This is a genomic window from Polynucleobacter sp. HIN9 (assembly GCF_030297635.1).
In the GTDB taxonomy this organism is placed as follows: Bacteria; Pseudomonadota; Gammaproteobacteria; order Burkholderiales; family Burkholderiaceae; genus Polynucleobacter.
In genome coordinates this window covers 789,280-804,230 of sequence record NZ_AP028140.1, presented here as the reverse complement: position 1 = coordinate 804,230, position 14,951 = coordinate 789,280, and the positions used below count along the sequence as shown (strand labels likewise).

General features: G+C 48.7%; 21 protein-coding genes. 10 read left to right on the top strand and 11 right to left on the bottom strand.

All coding sequences use genetic code 11. The features are described 5' to 3' along the window. Nucleotides 1–118: 118 nt before the first annotated feature. From trxA to QUE62_RS04280, 5 genes are all read left to right on the top strand, one after another. Nucleotides 119–445 carry a thioredoxin TrxA gene (gene trxA, locus QUE62_RS04300; protein ID WP_286224617.1) on the top strand — a complete coding sequence of 109 codons (327 nt, stop codon included), beginning with the start codon at nt 119–121 and terminating at the stop codon, nt 443–445. Between the two features lie 274 nt (nt 446–719). Further along, nucleotides 720–1,982 (top strand): transcription termination factor Rho, encoded by a 1,263-nt coding sequence (gene rho, locus QUE62_RS04295; RefSeq protein WP_108508340.1) that lies wholly within the window; start codon nt 720–722, stop codon nt 1,980–1,982. A gap of 120 nt (nt 1,983–2,102) precedes the next feature. Next, nucleotides 2,103–2,465 carry a type B 50S ribosomal protein L31 gene (locus tag QUE62_RS04290; RefSeq protein WP_286224616.1) on the top strand — a complete coding sequence of 121 codons (363 nt, stop codon included), beginning with the start codon at nt 2,103–2,105 and terminating at the stop codon, nt 2,463–2,465. 99 nt (nt 2,466–2,564) lie between these two features. Further along, entirely contained in the window at nt 2,565–4,283 is a 1,719-nt protein-coding gene (locus QUE62_RS04285) for an ArnT family glycosyltransferase (RefSeq protein ID WP_286262454.1), read from the top strand. A gap of 8 nt (nt 4,284–4,291) precedes the next feature. Further along, on the top strand, nt 4,292–5,683 hold the full coding sequence (locus QUE62_RS04280) for an MATE family efflux transporter (RefSeq protein ID WP_286227370.1): 1,392 nt from the start codon (nt 4,292–4,294) through the stop codon (nt 5,681–5,683). A gap of 2 nt (nt 5,684–5,685) precedes the next feature. Here the strand turns inward: QUE62_RS04280 and QUE62_RS04275 are convergent, their stop codons facing one another. Beyond that, nucleotides 5,686–6,015, bottom strand: coding sequence for a winged helix DNA-binding protein (locus QUE62_RS04275; protein ID WP_286227369.1), 330 nt, complete (start codon nt 6,013–6,015; stop codon nt 5,686–5,688). A gap of 188 nt (nt 6,016–6,203) precedes the next feature. Between QUE62_RS04275 and QUE62_RS04270 the strand changes: the two genes are divergently transcribed. Beyond that, entirely contained in the window at nt 6,204–6,419 is a 216-nt protein-coding gene (locus QUE62_RS04270; protein WP_286227368.1) for a hypothetical protein, read from the top strand. Nucleotides 6,420–6,431: 12 nt separating this feature from the next. Here QUE62_RS04270 and QUE62_RS04265 read toward each other — a convergent pair whose 3' ends face one another. From QUE62_RS04265 to QUE62_RS04250, 4 genes are read right to left on the bottom strand one after another with little or no spacing between them, the layout of a single operon-like run. Then, a complete protein-coding gene (locus tag QUE62_RS04265; RefSeq protein ID WP_286262453.1) occupies nt 6,432–6,896 on the bottom strand; it encodes a glycine zipper family protein in 465 nt (154 codons plus the stop codon). 59 nt (nt 6,897–6,955) lie between these two features. Beyond that, nucleotides 6,956–7,921, bottom strand: a complete 966-nt coding sequence (locus tag QUE62_RS04260) for a Bug family tripartite tricarboxylate transporter substrate binding protein (RefSeq protein ID WP_286227367.1) — start codon at nt 7,919–7,921, stop codon at nt 6,956–6,958. Between the two features lie 6 nt (nt 7,922–7,927). Beyond that, the gene (locus QUE62_RS04255) at nt 7,928–8,491 is read right to left on the bottom strand and encodes a disulfide bond formation protein B (protein ID WP_286227366.1); all 564 of its coding nucleotides are present in this window, start codon (nt 8,489–8,491) and stop codon (nt 7,928–7,930) included. Beyond that, the gene (locus QUE62_RS04250; RefSeq protein ID WP_286226057.1) at nt 8,488–8,640 is read right to left on the bottom strand and encodes a DUF5993 family protein; all 153 of its coding nucleotides are present in this window, start codon (nt 8,638–8,640) and stop codon (nt 8,488–8,490) included. Before QUE62_RS04250 ends, QUE62_RS04255 begins: the two co-directional genes overlap by 4 nt. A 66-nt stretch (nt 8,641–8,706) precedes the next feature. Here QUE62_RS04250 and QUE62_RS04245 point away from each other — a divergent pair, with 66 nt between their 5' ends. The 3 genes from QUE62_RS04245 to QUE62_RS04235 are packed head-to-tail and all read left to right on the top strand — an operon-like array spanning nt 8,707 to nt 11,108. Beyond that, on the top strand, nt 8,707–9,933 hold the full coding sequence (locus QUE62_RS04245) for a CaiB/BaiF CoA transferase family protein (protein WP_286227365.1): 1,227 nt from the start codon (nt 8,707–8,709) through the stop codon (nt 9,931–9,933). Then, nucleotides 9,930–10,715, top strand: a complete 786-nt coding sequence (locus tag QUE62_RS04240; protein ID WP_286227364.1) for an enoyl-CoA hydratase/isomerase family protein — start codon at nt 9,930–9,932, stop codon at nt 10,713–10,715. Before QUE62_RS04245 ends, QUE62_RS04240 begins: the two co-directional genes overlap by 4 nt. Before the next feature lie 9 nt (nt 10,716–10,724). Then, a complete protein-coding gene (locus QUE62_RS04235; RefSeq protein ID WP_286224605.1) occupies nt 10,725–11,108 on the top strand; it encodes a DUF2237 family protein in 384 nt (127 codons plus the stop codon). A 4-nt stretch (nt 11,109–11,112) separates the two neighbouring features. Here the strand turns inward: QUE62_RS04235 and QUE62_RS04230 are convergent, their stop codons facing one another. The 3 genes from QUE62_RS04230 to QUE62_RS04220 are packed head-to-tail and all read right to left on the bottom strand — an operon-like array spanning nt 11,113 to nt 12,841. Then, the gene (locus tag QUE62_RS04230; protein WP_286227363.1) at nt 11,113–11,805 is read right to left on the bottom strand and encodes a fumarylacetoacetate hydrolase family protein; all 693 of its coding nucleotides are present in this window, start codon (nt 11,803–11,805) and stop codon (nt 11,113–11,115) included. Nucleotides 11,806–11,813: 8 nt separating this feature from the next. Further along, complete coding sequence (locus QUE62_RS04225) at nt 11,814–12,266, bottom strand: cupin domain-containing protein (protein ID WP_286262451.1); 453 nt, start codon at nt 12,264–12,266, stop codon at nt 11,814–11,816. Nucleotides 12,267–12,274: 8 nt separating this feature from the next. Beyond that, the gene (locus QUE62_RS04220; RefSeq protein ID WP_286262449.1) at nt 12,275–12,841 is read right to left on the bottom strand and encodes a 5'-methylthioadenosine/S-adenosylhomocysteine nucleosidase family protein; all 567 of its coding nucleotides are present in this window, start codon (nt 12,839–12,841) and stop codon (nt 12,275–12,277) included. A 17-nt stretch (nt 12,842–12,858) separates the two neighbouring features. Between QUE62_RS04220 and QUE62_RS04215 the strand changes: the two genes are divergently transcribed. After that, nucleotides 12,859–13,377 (top strand): adenine phosphoribosyltransferase, encoded by a 519-nt coding sequence (locus QUE62_RS04215; protein ID WP_286262448.1) that lies wholly within the window; start codon nt 12,859–12,861, stop codon nt 13,375–13,377. Here the strand turns inward: QUE62_RS04215 and QUE62_RS04210 are convergent, their stop codons facing one another. The 3 genes from QUE62_RS04210 to QUE62_RS04200 are packed head-to-tail and all read right to left on the bottom strand — an operon-like array spanning nt 13,378 to nt 14,933. Then, the gene (locus QUE62_RS04210) at nt 13,378–14,046 is read right to left on the bottom strand and encodes an RraA family protein (RefSeq protein WP_286262447.1); all 669 of its coding nucleotides are present in this window, start codon (nt 14,044–14,046) and stop codon (nt 13,378–13,380) included. It lies immediately after the preceding gene. A gap of 53 nt (nt 14,047–14,099) precedes the next feature. Beyond that, a complete protein-coding gene (locus QUE62_RS04205) occupies nt 14,100–14,756 on the bottom strand; it encodes a DsbA family oxidoreductase (protein WP_286262446.1) in 657 nt (218 codons plus the stop codon). Further along, a complete protein-coding gene (locus QUE62_RS04200; RefSeq protein WP_286262444.1) occupies nt 14,757–14,933 on the bottom strand; it encodes a hypothetical protein in 177 nt (58 codons plus the stop codon). It abuts the gene before it with no gap. Nucleotides 14,934–14,951 lie beyond the last annotated feature (18 nt).

Here is a 14,951-nt window from a genome sequence, read left to right as displayed (position 1 = left end):
ACGGGTTCACTTAGGGGCAGGAGCAAGTTTTGGCATGAATCGTGGCTTATTGATAATATAGGGTTTGGAATGACCGTTTGCTGAGTTATTCCATCCATTTAAACCATAAGGAATTTTCATGAGTGCCGGCATTAAACAAGTAAGTGATGCATCGTTTGAACAGGATGTTCTCAAGTCTGATAAACCCGTTCTCCTCGACTTTTGGGCCGAGTGGTGCGGTCCTTGCAAGATGATTGGGCCCATTTTGGAAGAGCTCTCGACTGAATACGGTGATCGCATCCAAATTGCCAAGATGAACGTGGACGAGAACCAAGGCGTTCCAGCCCAGTTCAATATTCGGGGAATCCCGACACTCATTTTGTTTAAAAATGGCACGGTCGCAGCTCAAAAAGTCGGTGCTCTCGCCAAGTCGCAACTCACGGCATTCATTGATAGCAATCTGTAATTGAAGTGGTTTTAGTATGGCTGGGGTCAGGCTCACAATTCGAGCTAGACCCTTTCCGTCTTTGAGGAGTGGCAAAAATTACGTGTTTTGCCATTTTTTAGTGTAGTATCTAGTTTCAATAAAGGTCTCTTTAAGGCCATCCCCAAATTTAATCCCATTTCAAACGACTAATTCACCGTAACGCTTTTTTCCGTTGATCGTTTTTCTCGCCTGATCGGCACCCTCCACTTTTATCTTATTTTTTTCTTTTCTAGTTTTATCCTAAGCACACATCATGCAATTAACTGAACTCAAAGTACTCCACGTCTCTCAACTCCTCGAAATGGCAGCAAGCCTCGAGATTGAAAATACCCAACGGATGCGCAAACAAGAGCTGATGTTTGCCATTCTGAAGAAGCGGGCTAAGGCCGGCGAACAAGTTTTTGGCGATGGCGTCTTAGAAGTATTACCCGATGGCTTTGGATTCTTGCGCTCCCCCGAGTCGTCTTATATGGCGTCTCCCGATGATATTTATATCTCCCCTGCACAGATCCGTCGTTTTAACTTACACACGGGTGACAGTATCGAGGGTGAAGTGCGCACCCCCAAAGAGGGTGAGCGTTACTTTGCTTTGGTGAAGGTCGACAAGATCAATGGCATGGCGCCTGAGGATCTCAAAAATCGCATCATGTTTGAGAACCTCACGCCGCTTCACCCCAATCGTAATATCGCCCTTGAGCGCGATATCAAGGCCGAAGAGAATCTCACCGGTCGCATTATCGATATGATCTCGCCGATTGGTTTTGGTCAGCGTGGCCTGATCGTGGCATCTCCCAAGTCTGGTAAGACCGTGATGATGCAGCATGTGGCTCATGCGATCTCTCAAAATTATCCCGATGCGATCTTGATTGTTCTCTTGGTCGATGAGCGTCCTGAGGAAGTGACTGAGATGCAGCGCTCCGTCCGCGGCGAAGTAGTTGCTTCCACCTTTGATGAGCCAGCCGTTCGTCACGTTCAGGTTGCTGAAATGGTGATCGAGAAAGCCAAGCGTCTGGTGGAAATGAAAAAGGATGTGATTATTTTGTTGGACTCGATTACACGTTTAGCGCGTGCGTACAACACCGTAGTACCCTCCTCAGGCAAAGTGCTCTCTGGTGGTGTTGATGCGAACGCCTTGCAACGTCCTAAGCGTTTCTTTGGTGCCGCTCGTAATATCGAAGAAGGTGGATCGCTCACCATTTTGGCAACTGCGCTGATTGAAACCGGTAGCCGCATGGACGATTTGATTTACGAAGAGTTCAAGGGCACTGGCAATATGGAGGTCCATTTAGAGCGTCGCTTAGCCGAGCGCCGTGTCTACCCCGCTATTAACCTCAATAAGTCAGGCACTCGTCGCGAGGAACTCCTCGTCAAGCCCGAAAACCTCCAGAAAATCTGGGTCTTACGTAAGCTTCTGGCCGATATGGATGAGATTGAGGCTATGAACTTCATTGTCGACAAGCTCAAGTCCACCAAGAATAATGCCGAGTTCTTTGAGTTGATGCGCCGAGGCGGCTAGACATTGGAGCTTAAGCGTTGATTTTGTGGCATAATCTCGCTTTTGCTGTACTAAACCCTGGGCAAGTATTGTGGGATCATGCGTGACGCACAACGGCTACCCGTTCCAAGGATATTGATTATGAAACAAGGCATTCACCCTGATTACCGCGAAGTTGTTTTTTTAGATGTTTCCAACAACTTCAGCTTCAAAACCCGCTCCACCATCATCACCAAAGAGACGATTAAGTGGGAAGACGGTCAAGAGTATCCATTAGCAAAGATTGAGACCTCCTCGGAGTCGCATCCTTTCTTTACAGGTACCCAGAAGATTATTGACACTGCTGGTCGTGTTGAGAAGTTCCGTCAGAAGTTTGGTGGCAAAGCGGCTGCCAAGGCAACCGGTGATGGCGCTGCCAAGACCGCTGAGAAGCGTGCTGCTGCCGCTGAGGCGAAAAAAGCAGAGCCTGCTGCAAAGAAAGTGGCCAGCAAGAAAGCGAAGTAATCACCTTAGGTGGTTTGTGTTACCGAAGGCAGCAGACGCTGCCTTTGTTATTTCTGGGAATGTGGATCAAGATAGTATTCAGGGATACGATGAACTAGTATGGTCAAACTGACTGCCGCTGCCACAGCATCCATTCCTCGGATTGTGATCTTTGCACTCACCATCGTCTACGGCTTGGCCGGGCTTTTTGGTCGTGATCCCTGGAAAAACGAAGACTCGATTGGGTTTGGTGTGATGTGGCATCTGCATACCAGCTCTTGGCAGGATTGGCTAATCCCCTCTCTCGCTGGACGTGAGCAATCGATGGGGGCACCACTACCCTACTGGCTGGGTGCGAGCTTGATGGATTTGTTTGGCTCATGGATTGGTGATAGCAATGCGGCACGTCTTTACTCAGCACTGTGCTTCTTCGTGACCGCAATTGCCATTTGGTATGCGTGTTATCTCTTAGGGCGTCGTAAAGAAGTACAACCCATGAGTTTTGCGCTGGGTGGTCAGCCCAATACCCGTGATTACGGGATGACCTTAGCCGATGGGGCGCTCCTCATTTTCTTGGCATGTGTGGGCCTGGCCCAGCGAACTCACGAGACCACGCCGATGATGGCGCAACTCATGGGTTTATCAATTGTGATGTATGGCACTATCCGTGGCCTTGATAAACCTTGGCAAGGTGGCGCATGGACTGGCCTCGGATTAGTCATTTTGGGTCTCTCGAGTAACTGGGCTTTAACTACATTGATTGCGATAGCAACCGCACTGGCTGTTTTCTTCTGTCAGATAAAACTACGATTTCGGTGGACACTGAGTTCGCTGGTCATTGCGATTGTGGGGATTGGTATTTGGCCACTCTTATGGCAAGTCTTTGCCGTTTCTCCAGCAGTACAAGAAGCGGCACTCCAAGCCTGGGCGCAAACACCGCCCATGCATCGCTACATTGCATGGAACTCATTACAGTTTATGGGAGTCAACTTTTGGGCATACGCATGGCCGGTCTGGCCGCTGGCCTTAGTCGCCCTCGTGCACTGGGTGCGACATGAGGATGCTGGCGCGTGGCGCGCGCCCCATTTATGCATTCCCTTAGGTTTGTTACTCGCTGGACTTATCTATGTGCTATTTCGGGTGGAAGCGAATGAGCATGATTTAATCATCCTCATTCCACCAATGGCCATCTTGGCTGCCTTTAGCCTTCCCATTTTGCGACGTAGTGTCATTAGTTTTATTGACTGGTTTGCAATGCTGAGCTTTACGATTATTGCAATCGCCATTTGGTTGATTTGGTTTGCTAAGACCACGGGCTTTCCAGCTAGCACTGCTGATAATGTGGCACGTTATATTCCTGGTTTTGAGGTTCAATTTAGTTGGGTCACCCTCCTCATTGCACTTGGCATTACCGGTCTTTGGCTGTGGGTCGTGCAGTGGCGTACCTCACGTGCTCCCAAGGTGATTTGGCGCTGCTTGATTATCTCGGCATCTGGTACGACTCTCATGTGGGTGCTGCTCATGACTCTGTGGTTACCCACCATCAACTATGCTAAGACCTATCGTTTTGTTGCTGAGCGGCTAGTACAGGCTGCGCCAGCCAATGCTAGTTGTATCGATACAAGTAATTTAGGAGCGGCACAATTAGCATCATTCAGTTACTTCACTCGCTTACCCTTGGCCGACAATCCTGCCTGCCCTTATGTACTAACCCACAATGCCAGCACGGCAACGGCATTCTCCGCACTGCATGACAAGAAGCTCAAACTGCTTTGGGAAGACCGACGCGCTGCCGATCGCGATGAGCGTTTGCGCTTGTATGAAGTAATCCCCGAGTAAGACCACGCATGACATTTTTTCGGGTCTCGCGCTTACGAGACGATGTTCCTGAACTCCTGAAATTAGCCGGTCCACTATTGGTGGGCCAGTTAGCGGTGATTGCCTTTGGTGTGTTAGACACCGCCATGACGGCGCGCTACTCCTCTGAGGATCTTGCAGCTCTGGCCATGGCCTCAGCGATCTACATCAGTATTTATGTTGGACTCACAGGGGTGATTGCCGCCCTAACCCCAATTGCGGGGCAATTATTTGGTGCAAAACGGTTTGGTGAGATTGGTGAAGAGGTTCGTCAAGCGGGTTGGCTTGCTGTAGGCTTAACCGTGGTCGGCACATTAATCCTTTTGAATGCCGATCTTTTACTTGGGATCTCACAGGTTGAGCAGGATCTCGAGAGTAAAGCACGCCTCTACCTAGAGATCTTGGCCCTTGGTTTACCAGCCAGCATGGGCATGCGGGTTTTGATGTCCTTTCATAATGCAGTTTCTAGGCCAGGGATTATTACGATTGTGCAATTGGTGGGCTTGGGTCTCAAGTTTCCGCTCAATGCCTTGTTTATTTATGGTGGCTTTGGTGTTGCTGCGATGGGTGGCCCCGGTTGCGCAGTTGCTACGGTGATCATTAACTGGCTGTGGTTTTTTGCGACCCTCATTATTGTGCTCTCGGGTCGGTTTTATAAGCCGTTTCATCTCTTTGCGCAATTTAGTTGGCCCGATTGGCATCGGATCTGGACGCTTTTACGCTTAGGTGCGCCAATTGGTCTAAGTTACTTTATTGAGGTGACCTCGTTTACCTTTATGTCCTTGTTCATTGCGCGCTTTGGCACCACCACGCTTGCAGGTCATCAAATCGTTGCTAATCTCGGTACGGTCATTTATATGGTGCCACTAGCACTGTCAATTGCAACCATGACCCTGGTCTCGCAGTCCATTGGCGCAGGTCGTCAGCAACGCGCCGAGGAGATTGGTTGGTCGTCGGTGATCTTCACCAGTAGCCTATGCATTGTGATTGGATTGTTTGTATGGGTATTTCGGTTCCAGTTACTTGATCTCTATGACCCGACACCGGATGTCAAATTATTAGCTGCGCCGCTCTTCTTATTTATTTGCTTCTATCAATTAGTTGACTCGGTACAAGTGGTTGCGGCATTTATCTTGCGCGCGTATCGCATCTCGTTTTTGCCCATGTTGGTTTATGCAGGATCACTGTGGTGCGTGGGCCTTGGAGGCGGCTACCTATTGGGCTTCAATGTGCTGGGCAATACACCCCAGATTTTGCAGGGGGTCAATGGATTTTGGATTGCCAACAGCGTGAGCCTAGCGATTGCGGCGGCACTACTACTATTGATTTTTAGAAAGACTGCGGCGTATTATAAAAAGACCAACCCGCCGGTGACGGTCTAAGCTTATTTTGTTTTGACCAATAGCATGCCCAGCTCTTTATAGAGTTTGAGGGCTTTCTCAGTTGGAACTAATTTCTTCACGCGCGCATCCTTGGTGCAGGATTTGTTCTCAATTAGTTTCTTTTCAATTAGAGATTTGAGGGCGGCATGCGATGTTGCTGGTGAAGCAATCGACTTCATTTGAATCACATCCGACACAGTGAGCTTATGCCCTTCATGAAAGGCGCTGGTGATCATGCGCAAGATAATGCACTCGCGGTGAGTGACCTTGTACTTGGCATGTATTTTGTCCCGACTACTTGCGAACTCAAAGTAATTGGCTAAGACGTCCATATTCTTGTCCCCACAAGTAATCGTTGTAATGGAAGACTTTCTTTATTTCCCAAGGTAAGTTTAATCGCTTTTGGTCTAATTACTAGATAGATTCCACCCCCCCCCCGAGATTAGTTGTCAAGAGGTGAAAATCCGTATTCACCAATATGTATATATTTTCTATAAACTTATGAGTTTTATAAATTTATATGCTTGATAAATTATTTCCTCTCTCCGAACACTTTTCGATTAAAGCGATCGATCATCAAAGCAAATTAGTCATTGTTGAAGATAAGGAACTGGGCTTAGAGCTTTCGTTGAGTTGGGGTAGTAAAGAGTTAAAGAGTGCCGAGATAGTGGGTCAATATGAGTTGCGCTTTCTTTATCAAGATGGAAGCGAGCGCATTGTCCAGATTCTTAGTTGAGCAATCTTATTACTACTGAATCTTTTTAAACTCACCAATCGGTTTAAAACCGGGTACTTGATTGCCCTTGGTATACATGCACTGTTGGTACGCGGTGTTGTATTGGGTTTGGGCCTGCGATTCTTTACTGGCAGCGCCCATGGCCCCGACTGCAGCGCCACCAACCATACCAATGGCTGCACCAGTTCCAACATTCGTACTGCTTCCGCCTTGGTACAGGGCTCCGGCTGCAGCACCAATGGCGGCACCCATGGCCGCACTAATGGCCCCCTCCTTTAGGGCTGCGGTATTGCCTTCTTTGACGGACTGAGATGCGAAGGCTCTGCACTCCTCATCATCCTTTTTAAATTCTTCAAAGGATTTTCCTTCGCGCGGCATGATGGTGATCGTGGGACCAGTGGGTGCGGATACACAAGCAGTGAGTACTGCGATACCAATACTGCTAATAACAATTGTTTTGAAGGCCTGAAGTCGCATGGAGTGCTCCGGTTGATCTTTCTATGTATTTAACGCTTCTGGAGTGGGTTTGGCAGACATCATTCTGCCTTTGCTCCAGATTGCTGGACAATTTTGCGCCATTTATTGGATTCGAGTTGGATATAACGGGCTAAATCCTCGGGGCTGCCAGGATTAGGCTCGAGTCCACCGTTCATCAGCTTGGCTCTGACCTCTGGCTTCGATAGGGTTTGCTGGGTCAATTGATTCAACCGCATCTGAATATCGCGAGGCAACTTGGCTGGGCCCATCAGAGAGAACCAGGATATCGCTTCAAACCCTTTGAGTCCTTGCTCGGCGAGGGTTGGGATCTCTGGGGCTGATGGGGAACGCTTAATTGTGGTGACTCCCAGCGCAACCACTTCATTGGCTTTAATTAAGGGTAATGCAGACGCTAAATTATCAAAGAGCATGGAGATTCGGCCGCTTACAAGGTCGGGCAGGGATTGCGCTCTGCCCTTATATGGAATGTGCCGAATCTGCACGCCCGCCATCTCTTTAAAGAGCTCTCCTGACATATGAATCGATGTACCCGTTCCCGATGATCCAAACGTCAGTTCATTCGGTTTTGCTTTGGCTAGAGCAATTAGGTCCTTGAGTGACTGCACGCCAAGTTGCTTACTCACAATTAGTACGTTTGGGGTGCTTGCCAAGAAAGTAATTGGGGTGAAATCAGCAACGGGATCGTAAGAGAGTTTTTCATAAAGGGCGCCATTAATCGCATGAATCCCTACGGTACCAATCAGCAAGGTATAGCCGTCGGGCGCACTCTTAGCTACCTGATCGGCTCCAATATTACCGCCGTGTCCAGGACGGTTTTCGACAACGATTGCTACGTTCAAGGTTTTTTGCCAATCCTCTGCCAGAACGCGTGCCAAGGTATCGGGTGCACCGCCTGGAGGAAAACTCACCACGATACGAATGGTATCGCGTGGCCAGATGCGTTCCGCCTGCGCTGCAGAACATAGCCCAAATACAAGTGCGCCGATGATAAAGAGTCGTTTCAAAGCAACTTACTTCGTGAGCCACTGGCGCAGCTGCGTAATACCGTCATAGTGCAATGGGTTGTCTGCGCAAGCACCTAAACCGCAAATGGATAAGGTCGAGATTACATTACCCACTAATAAAAGGATGAACCACAAACAGATAAACTGCGCAAACCAATGGCGGCTGCGGGTGCCACGATCCGGAATGATTAACAGAATTGCAATACTAATCATCAAGGAGACAAATCCAACAAAGGCCCAGGTGTAAAAATGCAGACGAAAGAAGGTGTCGCCATAACCCAGATCATCAGGGGCAACATGCAGAAGTATTTGGCGCAGGGAGACTGACAACCCCAAGATCGCAAACAGAATGGCAAATCCGTAATGCGCAGGCTGCGCACCTGAACGGATATTGAGCAAGAACATCAGTCCAATTAAGATAAAGCCCATGCGCTGCAGAATGCATAGTGGGCATGGCAGATCATGATTGATGAATTGATCCAAAAATGCCAGAGTAAGTACCAAATTAATGACCCCTAAGAGAACAATGTTCCCCAGGCCACTAAGCGATGGTAAGGTTAGCTTACTCATAGGCTAATATTGAGTTTGTCGGAGGCATGATGCAAGAACCATGCGACCGTGATCACAGCGCTAGCGAATGCAAACAGCAATCCAAGTACGCGCTTCTCAAACCAAATGAAGATGGCGGCTAGTAATGCAATCACAAAAGGTAAAAACATATACATACTCATAATTTTAATAGACGGATGTGCACAAACAAAAAATGGTTTTGTGTTTAGAATGCCATGATGAATTCCTCTACATCCCAAACTAATCGTCCTCTACCCCTCGCCGGTGTTAAGGTTCTTGATGTGAGTCAAGTCATGGCGGGCCCCTACTGCTGTATGTTGCTCGCCGATATGGGCGCCGATGTCATCAAGGTCGAGCCACCAGGCTCAGGTGACCAAACCCGTGGTGCCATGGGTTTTAAGATGAAAGGCCCCGATAGCATGGGCTTTTTGAACATGAATCGCAATAAACGTAGCATTGCGATTAATCTGAAGTCCGATGCTGGCAAAGAGATTTTGTTTGAGTTGGCCAAGGACGCTGATATTTTGGTGGAGAACTATCGCCCGGGGGTCATGAAACGACTGGGTGTTGGTTACGAGGCAATGCGCAACATCAATCCCGCACTGGTATACGTCAGCATCTCGGGTTTTGGCCAAAGTGGTCCATGGGCAGAGCGTCCTGGTTTTGATTTAATGGCTCAAGCGATGTCCGGAGTAATGAGTGTGACCGGCCATGGCGATGGCAAACCCGTCAAAGCCGGTGTTCCCGTTGCTGATATTGGCTGCGCACTCTTTGCGGTCTATGCGGCTCTGTCAGCGTATATTGGAGCCAAGAGCACGGGCCAGGGTCAATACATTGATGCATCCTTATTTGATTCAGCACTGGCGTTCTCGATTTGGGATACCTCCGAGTACTGGGGCACCGGTCAACCTCCTATTGCACTGGGTACGGCCAACCGTATGACTGCGCCTTATCAAGCTGTGAAAGCAAAAGATGGTTACTTCGTGATGGGTGCCACGAATAACAAGCTTTGGCAAAAACTCTGTGACATCTTGATGCGCCCAGATCTGTTACAGAACCCTGATTACCAAACGATTGCTGGTCGACTCGGTCATCGCCAAGCACTAATCACTGAACTTGAAAAATCCTTTGCTAATAAAGATGCAAGTGAGTGGATTGATCTGATGTTGGCTGAGGGAATTCCGGCTGGGCCAATCTTAGATTATCCGCAGGCTTTTGAGAGCGAGCATGGTAAGCATCGCCAAATGAAGATTGAGATTGATCATCCGCTGGAGGGCAAAGTTCCTAACATCGGCTTTGCGGTCAAGATGCAAGGCACCCCGCAGCAAATTCGTCGTCATCCTCCCCTATTGGGCGAGCATACCCAAGAGGTTTTAGAGCAGGCTGGATTTACCTCGGATCAAATTGAATCACTACGCGCACAGGGTGCATTTGCTGCATGAGTGATGCAATCAATGCTCGGGTGTATTGCGAGATTAAGGACTCGATCGCACATCTCTTTTTTGATCATCCCCAAGCGCGCAATGCGATGACGCAGGCGATGTATGAGCAATTGCGCACGATTTGTTTAGAGCTTGCACAAAATCCTTCTGTGCGAGTCGCTATTTTGCGAGGAATTGGTGGTAAATCCTTTGTCTCGGGTAGTGATATTGCCCAGTTTCAATCCTTTCAAGGTGGTGCCGATGGGGTTCAGTATGAGCGCATGATTGATCACTATTTGGGGCCTCTTCAACAACTACCCATACCAACGATTGCAGTTATTGATGGACTCGCAGTTGGTGGTGGCTTAGCAATTGCGGCTTTGTGTGATTTTCGGATAGCGACTCCAACTGCAAAATTTGGAGTACCAATTGCACGCACACTTGGCAATACCCTCTCGCCGAGCAATATCGCCTGGTTAACGGCCCATCTTGGGGTTGCAATCACAAAACGCATGCTCTTACTTGCTGAGTTAATCTCGGCGCAAGAGCTTTTGACACAGGGATTTATCTACCAAACTGGTGAATCAGAGGATCTTGAGCGGATGAGTATGGATCTTGCAAAGCAATTAGCTGCTCTAGCACCAATTACTCAAAAGGCATCCAAACTCATCATGGCGCGCGTGATCGGACATTCATTACCGAATTGCGATGATTTAATTACCGAGGTGTACGGCAGCGCAGACTTTAAAGAGGGTGTAACGGCATTTTTAAGTGGTCGCCCTCCCAATTGGCAAGGGAAGTAAGGAGAACAAATGCCTGAGATTGTGCGTAATGTCTTTGGTGAGCCACTCGTACCCTGCTCGTTTGATCCGCTCACTGGTTTCTTTCGGGATGGTTGCTGCAAGACCAATGACGAGGATGTTGGCTTGCATTTAGTATGCGCAATCATGAGCGATGAATTTCTGGAGTTTAGTCATCAGCGGGGCAATGATCTGATTACCCCGAGACCAGAGTGGAACTTTCCGGGGCTTAAAGCGGGCGATCAATGGTGTTTGTGCATTACTCGCTGGCAAGAGGCTCTAGCGAATGGCTGTGCACCACTCCTTAAACTAGAGAGTACCCACATCAATGCACTTGACCATGTGGATTTTGATACTCTCAAATTATTTGCGCTCGAGAACCAGTCTGAGCTCTAAAGCCTTACACAATTTTGGTTTGGAGAGTCGGTAAGCCATCTACATGGCCTTCCAATACATCACCGCGTTGGACCGCAGCGACTCCTGCAGGGGTTCCTGAGAAGATTAAATCGCCTGGCATTAGGGTAAAGAGCGTGGACAAGTAGGCAATCGTCTCCGGTACATTCCAAATCATCATCGCAAGATCACCGTCTTGCTTCACTTGACCGTTCACCGTCAGGTAAATACGACCCTTGGATAAATGTCCGCATTGACTTACTGGCACCAAGGCCGAGCATGGTGCGGACTGATCAAAGGCTTTACCAGTATCCCAAGGACGACCCATTTTTTTGGCTTCGCCTTGCAAATCACGACGGGTCATGTCGAGTCCCAAACCATAGCCCCACACATGATCTAAGGCTTGGTCTACAGGAATATTCGCTCCACCTTTACCCAAAGCGACAACCATTTCTAACTCGTGGTGAACATCGTTGGATAAAGCCGGATAAGCCATGTCATGACCATCGGTCACAACCGCGGTCGCGGGCTTCATAAAAAAGAATGGTGGCTCGCGGTCGGGGTCATGGCCCATCTCACGGGCGTGATCAGCGTAATTGCGCCCAACGCAGTAGATGCGATTGACGGGAAAGCGCTTGCTATCACCCACAACGGGCAAAGATGGAGTAACTGGGGCTGGAATAACAAATGATGTGCTCACGAATCGTCCTAATCGGGTTTTGTACAGTCCTCTGAAATCGCGAGGTCTGGATTTTTTTGTCCAAGATAAACAGCAATGATTCTAACGGACTGATTACCCAGGGGCTTACCAAAGTGGCACCAGTTGATGGCTTCCACAAACGAGGTGCCAGATCGCATAATCTTTTTGCCCTTGCTGCCGTAATCAAGCTCCAGGTCTCCGCTGGCGATATAGGCAAAGAGTGGTATGGCATGGCGATGCAATGTGGTTTGCTGACCCGGAGGAATCTCAATCTCAAAGACCTGAATCTGGGGCGTTCCACTGGGGTAACGAAAGTCTTGACCAATAATGGTCTTTGCGCTTTCCATCGGAATTGGCTTGACGCGTATCGTTTTGGAAACCTCAGCGGTTTCTTCGTTTGCCCATCCATTTCCATGAAGAAATAGTCCTGCTGTTAGCAAGAGAATGGGTCGATTGAGCATGGGTCCGATCAAGATAGTAACTGTTTGAGCTCTTCCAAGAATAGCTCTTCCCCATGGTTTATTTTCTCGTGCCACTGCTCACTTGCCTGATCATCGGCGGCATCACTGATAAATTTATATGAGCGCCAAGGGATTTGGTGCTGATGGGCGATTGCCGCAATGGCAAATAACTCCATATCCACCACATCAACCTTCTGCTCGATCAACCAAGGGTCCGTGCTGGTTACGAAGCTATCTCCAGTGCCACAGGTATATTTACCCGACTCAGATAGATATTCGGCGGGCTTGGTGCAAAACGGGGTGATACCACGAGGTGCCAGGGGCTGCGCATTCATATCGCGCTGAATCACACGTCCGATCGTTACTAACTCACTGAGCTTGGGATTCAATCCTCCGGCAGTTCCAAAGTTAATGATCAAACTGGGTTGATAATGAATAATCGCACTTTGAGTAACCGTAGCCGCATTGATTTTGCCGATTCCGGTGTATGCCACTGCAATGTTTTTTGGAATGGTAATAGCCTCAAGTTCATTCTTAAGAGCAACTACTAGTAAGATGGGGTGTTCGATAGTCATGATTGGATTCTAAACGGATGAAGCTTGAAGACTACTTGCCTGGCATTTTGGACTTTCCGAAGCCTGGGATCGTATTTCGGGACATTGCTCCCCTACTCGCCAATGCGGATGCCTTTGCTTATACCGTTCAATCGCTAGGTAAGCTTAGCACTGAGTACTCCTTTGACTATATTTTGGGGATTGAGTCCCGGGGCTTTATTTTTGCCTCGGCACTTGCCACTCATCTTCATAAAGGGTTCGTGATGGTCCGCAAGCCCAACAAATTACCGCCCGATATCCATCAAGAATCCTATGGCTTAGAGTACGGATCAGATACTCTTGAGATCAGTAAACATATTTTGCAGCCCGGGGCTTTGGTGCTGATCGTTGATGACGTTTTAGCGACTGGCGGTACTATCGCCGCAGCTGCGCGTCTTGTTCAGAAAACCGGAGCGCAAGTTGCTGCAGCGGTTTGCGTTCTTGAGATTGCTGGTTTGAATGGTTCTCAGGTTTTAAGCCAAGTGGGGATTGCTAATCGCTGCGTGATCGCTTTGTAATTAAAGCTTCACCCCTTTTTTGATGAGTAGCTCATCAACCCATGGTGCCGCATAAGTTCCGGCTTCGATCGTTTTGAGAATCTCTTGTTCTTGCTTGATCTTTTCTTGGCCAAGACGGGCTGCTTCTGCAGCAAGAGTTGGGGGAACAGCAATCACGCCGTCGCGATCACCCAAGATAATGTCTCCAGGATTCACAATCATCCCGCCGATGGAGACGGGTATATTAATTGCGCCTGGTCCATCCTTTAAGGGGCCACGCAAACTAATACCACGTGCCCAGCATGGGAAGGCTAACTCCTCGAGCGCATCGACATCGCGCACTGCACCATCGACAACGATACCGACGACGCCGCGACTTTTAGCAACGCGCGTCAAGATCTCACCAATCACCGCGCAACCGGTATCGCCCTCGGCATCAATCACCATCACATCCCCTGGACGCACCATTTGTAATGCTTTGTGAACCATGAGGTTATCTGCCGTATGAACTTTGATGGTGAAGGCATTACCGCAGACAGACATTGGCGCGCGATGAATCGGCAGAATATCCTTGGCAACCAGGGTGCGTCCCAACATATCGCTTATCACGGTGGATGGCATACCACGCAGCGCATGAATGCCTAATTCGGCAGGTTCGTGCCGTGGGTTAATTTGAATTCCGTGAATCATGAGCTACCCTCCAAAATGAATACCGTCATTGTATTCATTAGAAGTGCTGGGATTTAGATCACGCCATTGGCGCAATCACGCAGAGCTTCCGCAAAGAGCTCTGGGGATTGTGCACCCTGAATAATGAATTGATTGTTCAGAATGATCGAGGGTACCGAGTGCACGCCAAGCTGATGGTATTTTTGCTCTTGGTCTTTCACATCCTTTGCGAACTCATCAGAGGCGAGAACTTCTCGAGCGCGCCCGGCTGGTAACTGAGCACGCTCAACTGCTTCTAGCAGCTGTTCGTGCTGATCCATATCAACTGCTAAGGTGAAGTAACTCTTGAGAAGCTCTTTTTTGAGACGATGCTGGGCATCGAGATCAAATTCCACCATGGCCCAATGTAATAGACGATGGGCATTGAAGGTGTTGTAGACCCGCTTGCGACCTTCGGGATGAAATGGAAATCCTAGTTCAGCAGCACGCTGATAGATTTTCTCTTGATTGGACTTGACCTGAGTAATGGTCGTGCCGTACTTCTCGGTGAGATGCTCAAAGACATCTTGCCCGCCTGGGGGCATATGAGGGTTTAATTCAAAGGGTTGAAACTGGATCTCCGTACTGACTTCACTTCCGACTTCTTTTAACGCCTGTTCTAGGGATGCTAATCCAACGGCACACCAAGGACAGGCGATATCGGATACAAAGTCAATACGGACAGGTTTCAATTATTCCCAACCGCCACCTAAGATGGCACGTTTTTTATATTCCACTCTGGACTCTTCCCAGGCCTTGCCAAGCATGCGCAAGCTTTTAAGGATTGTTGCCAAGATACCAGAATTTGATCCGGCGCTTGCTCCAATTGAACCGGCAGCCAAATTGGGTTTGATAGTCGTTGTAGTCATTTTCTTCTCCTAAGGGTT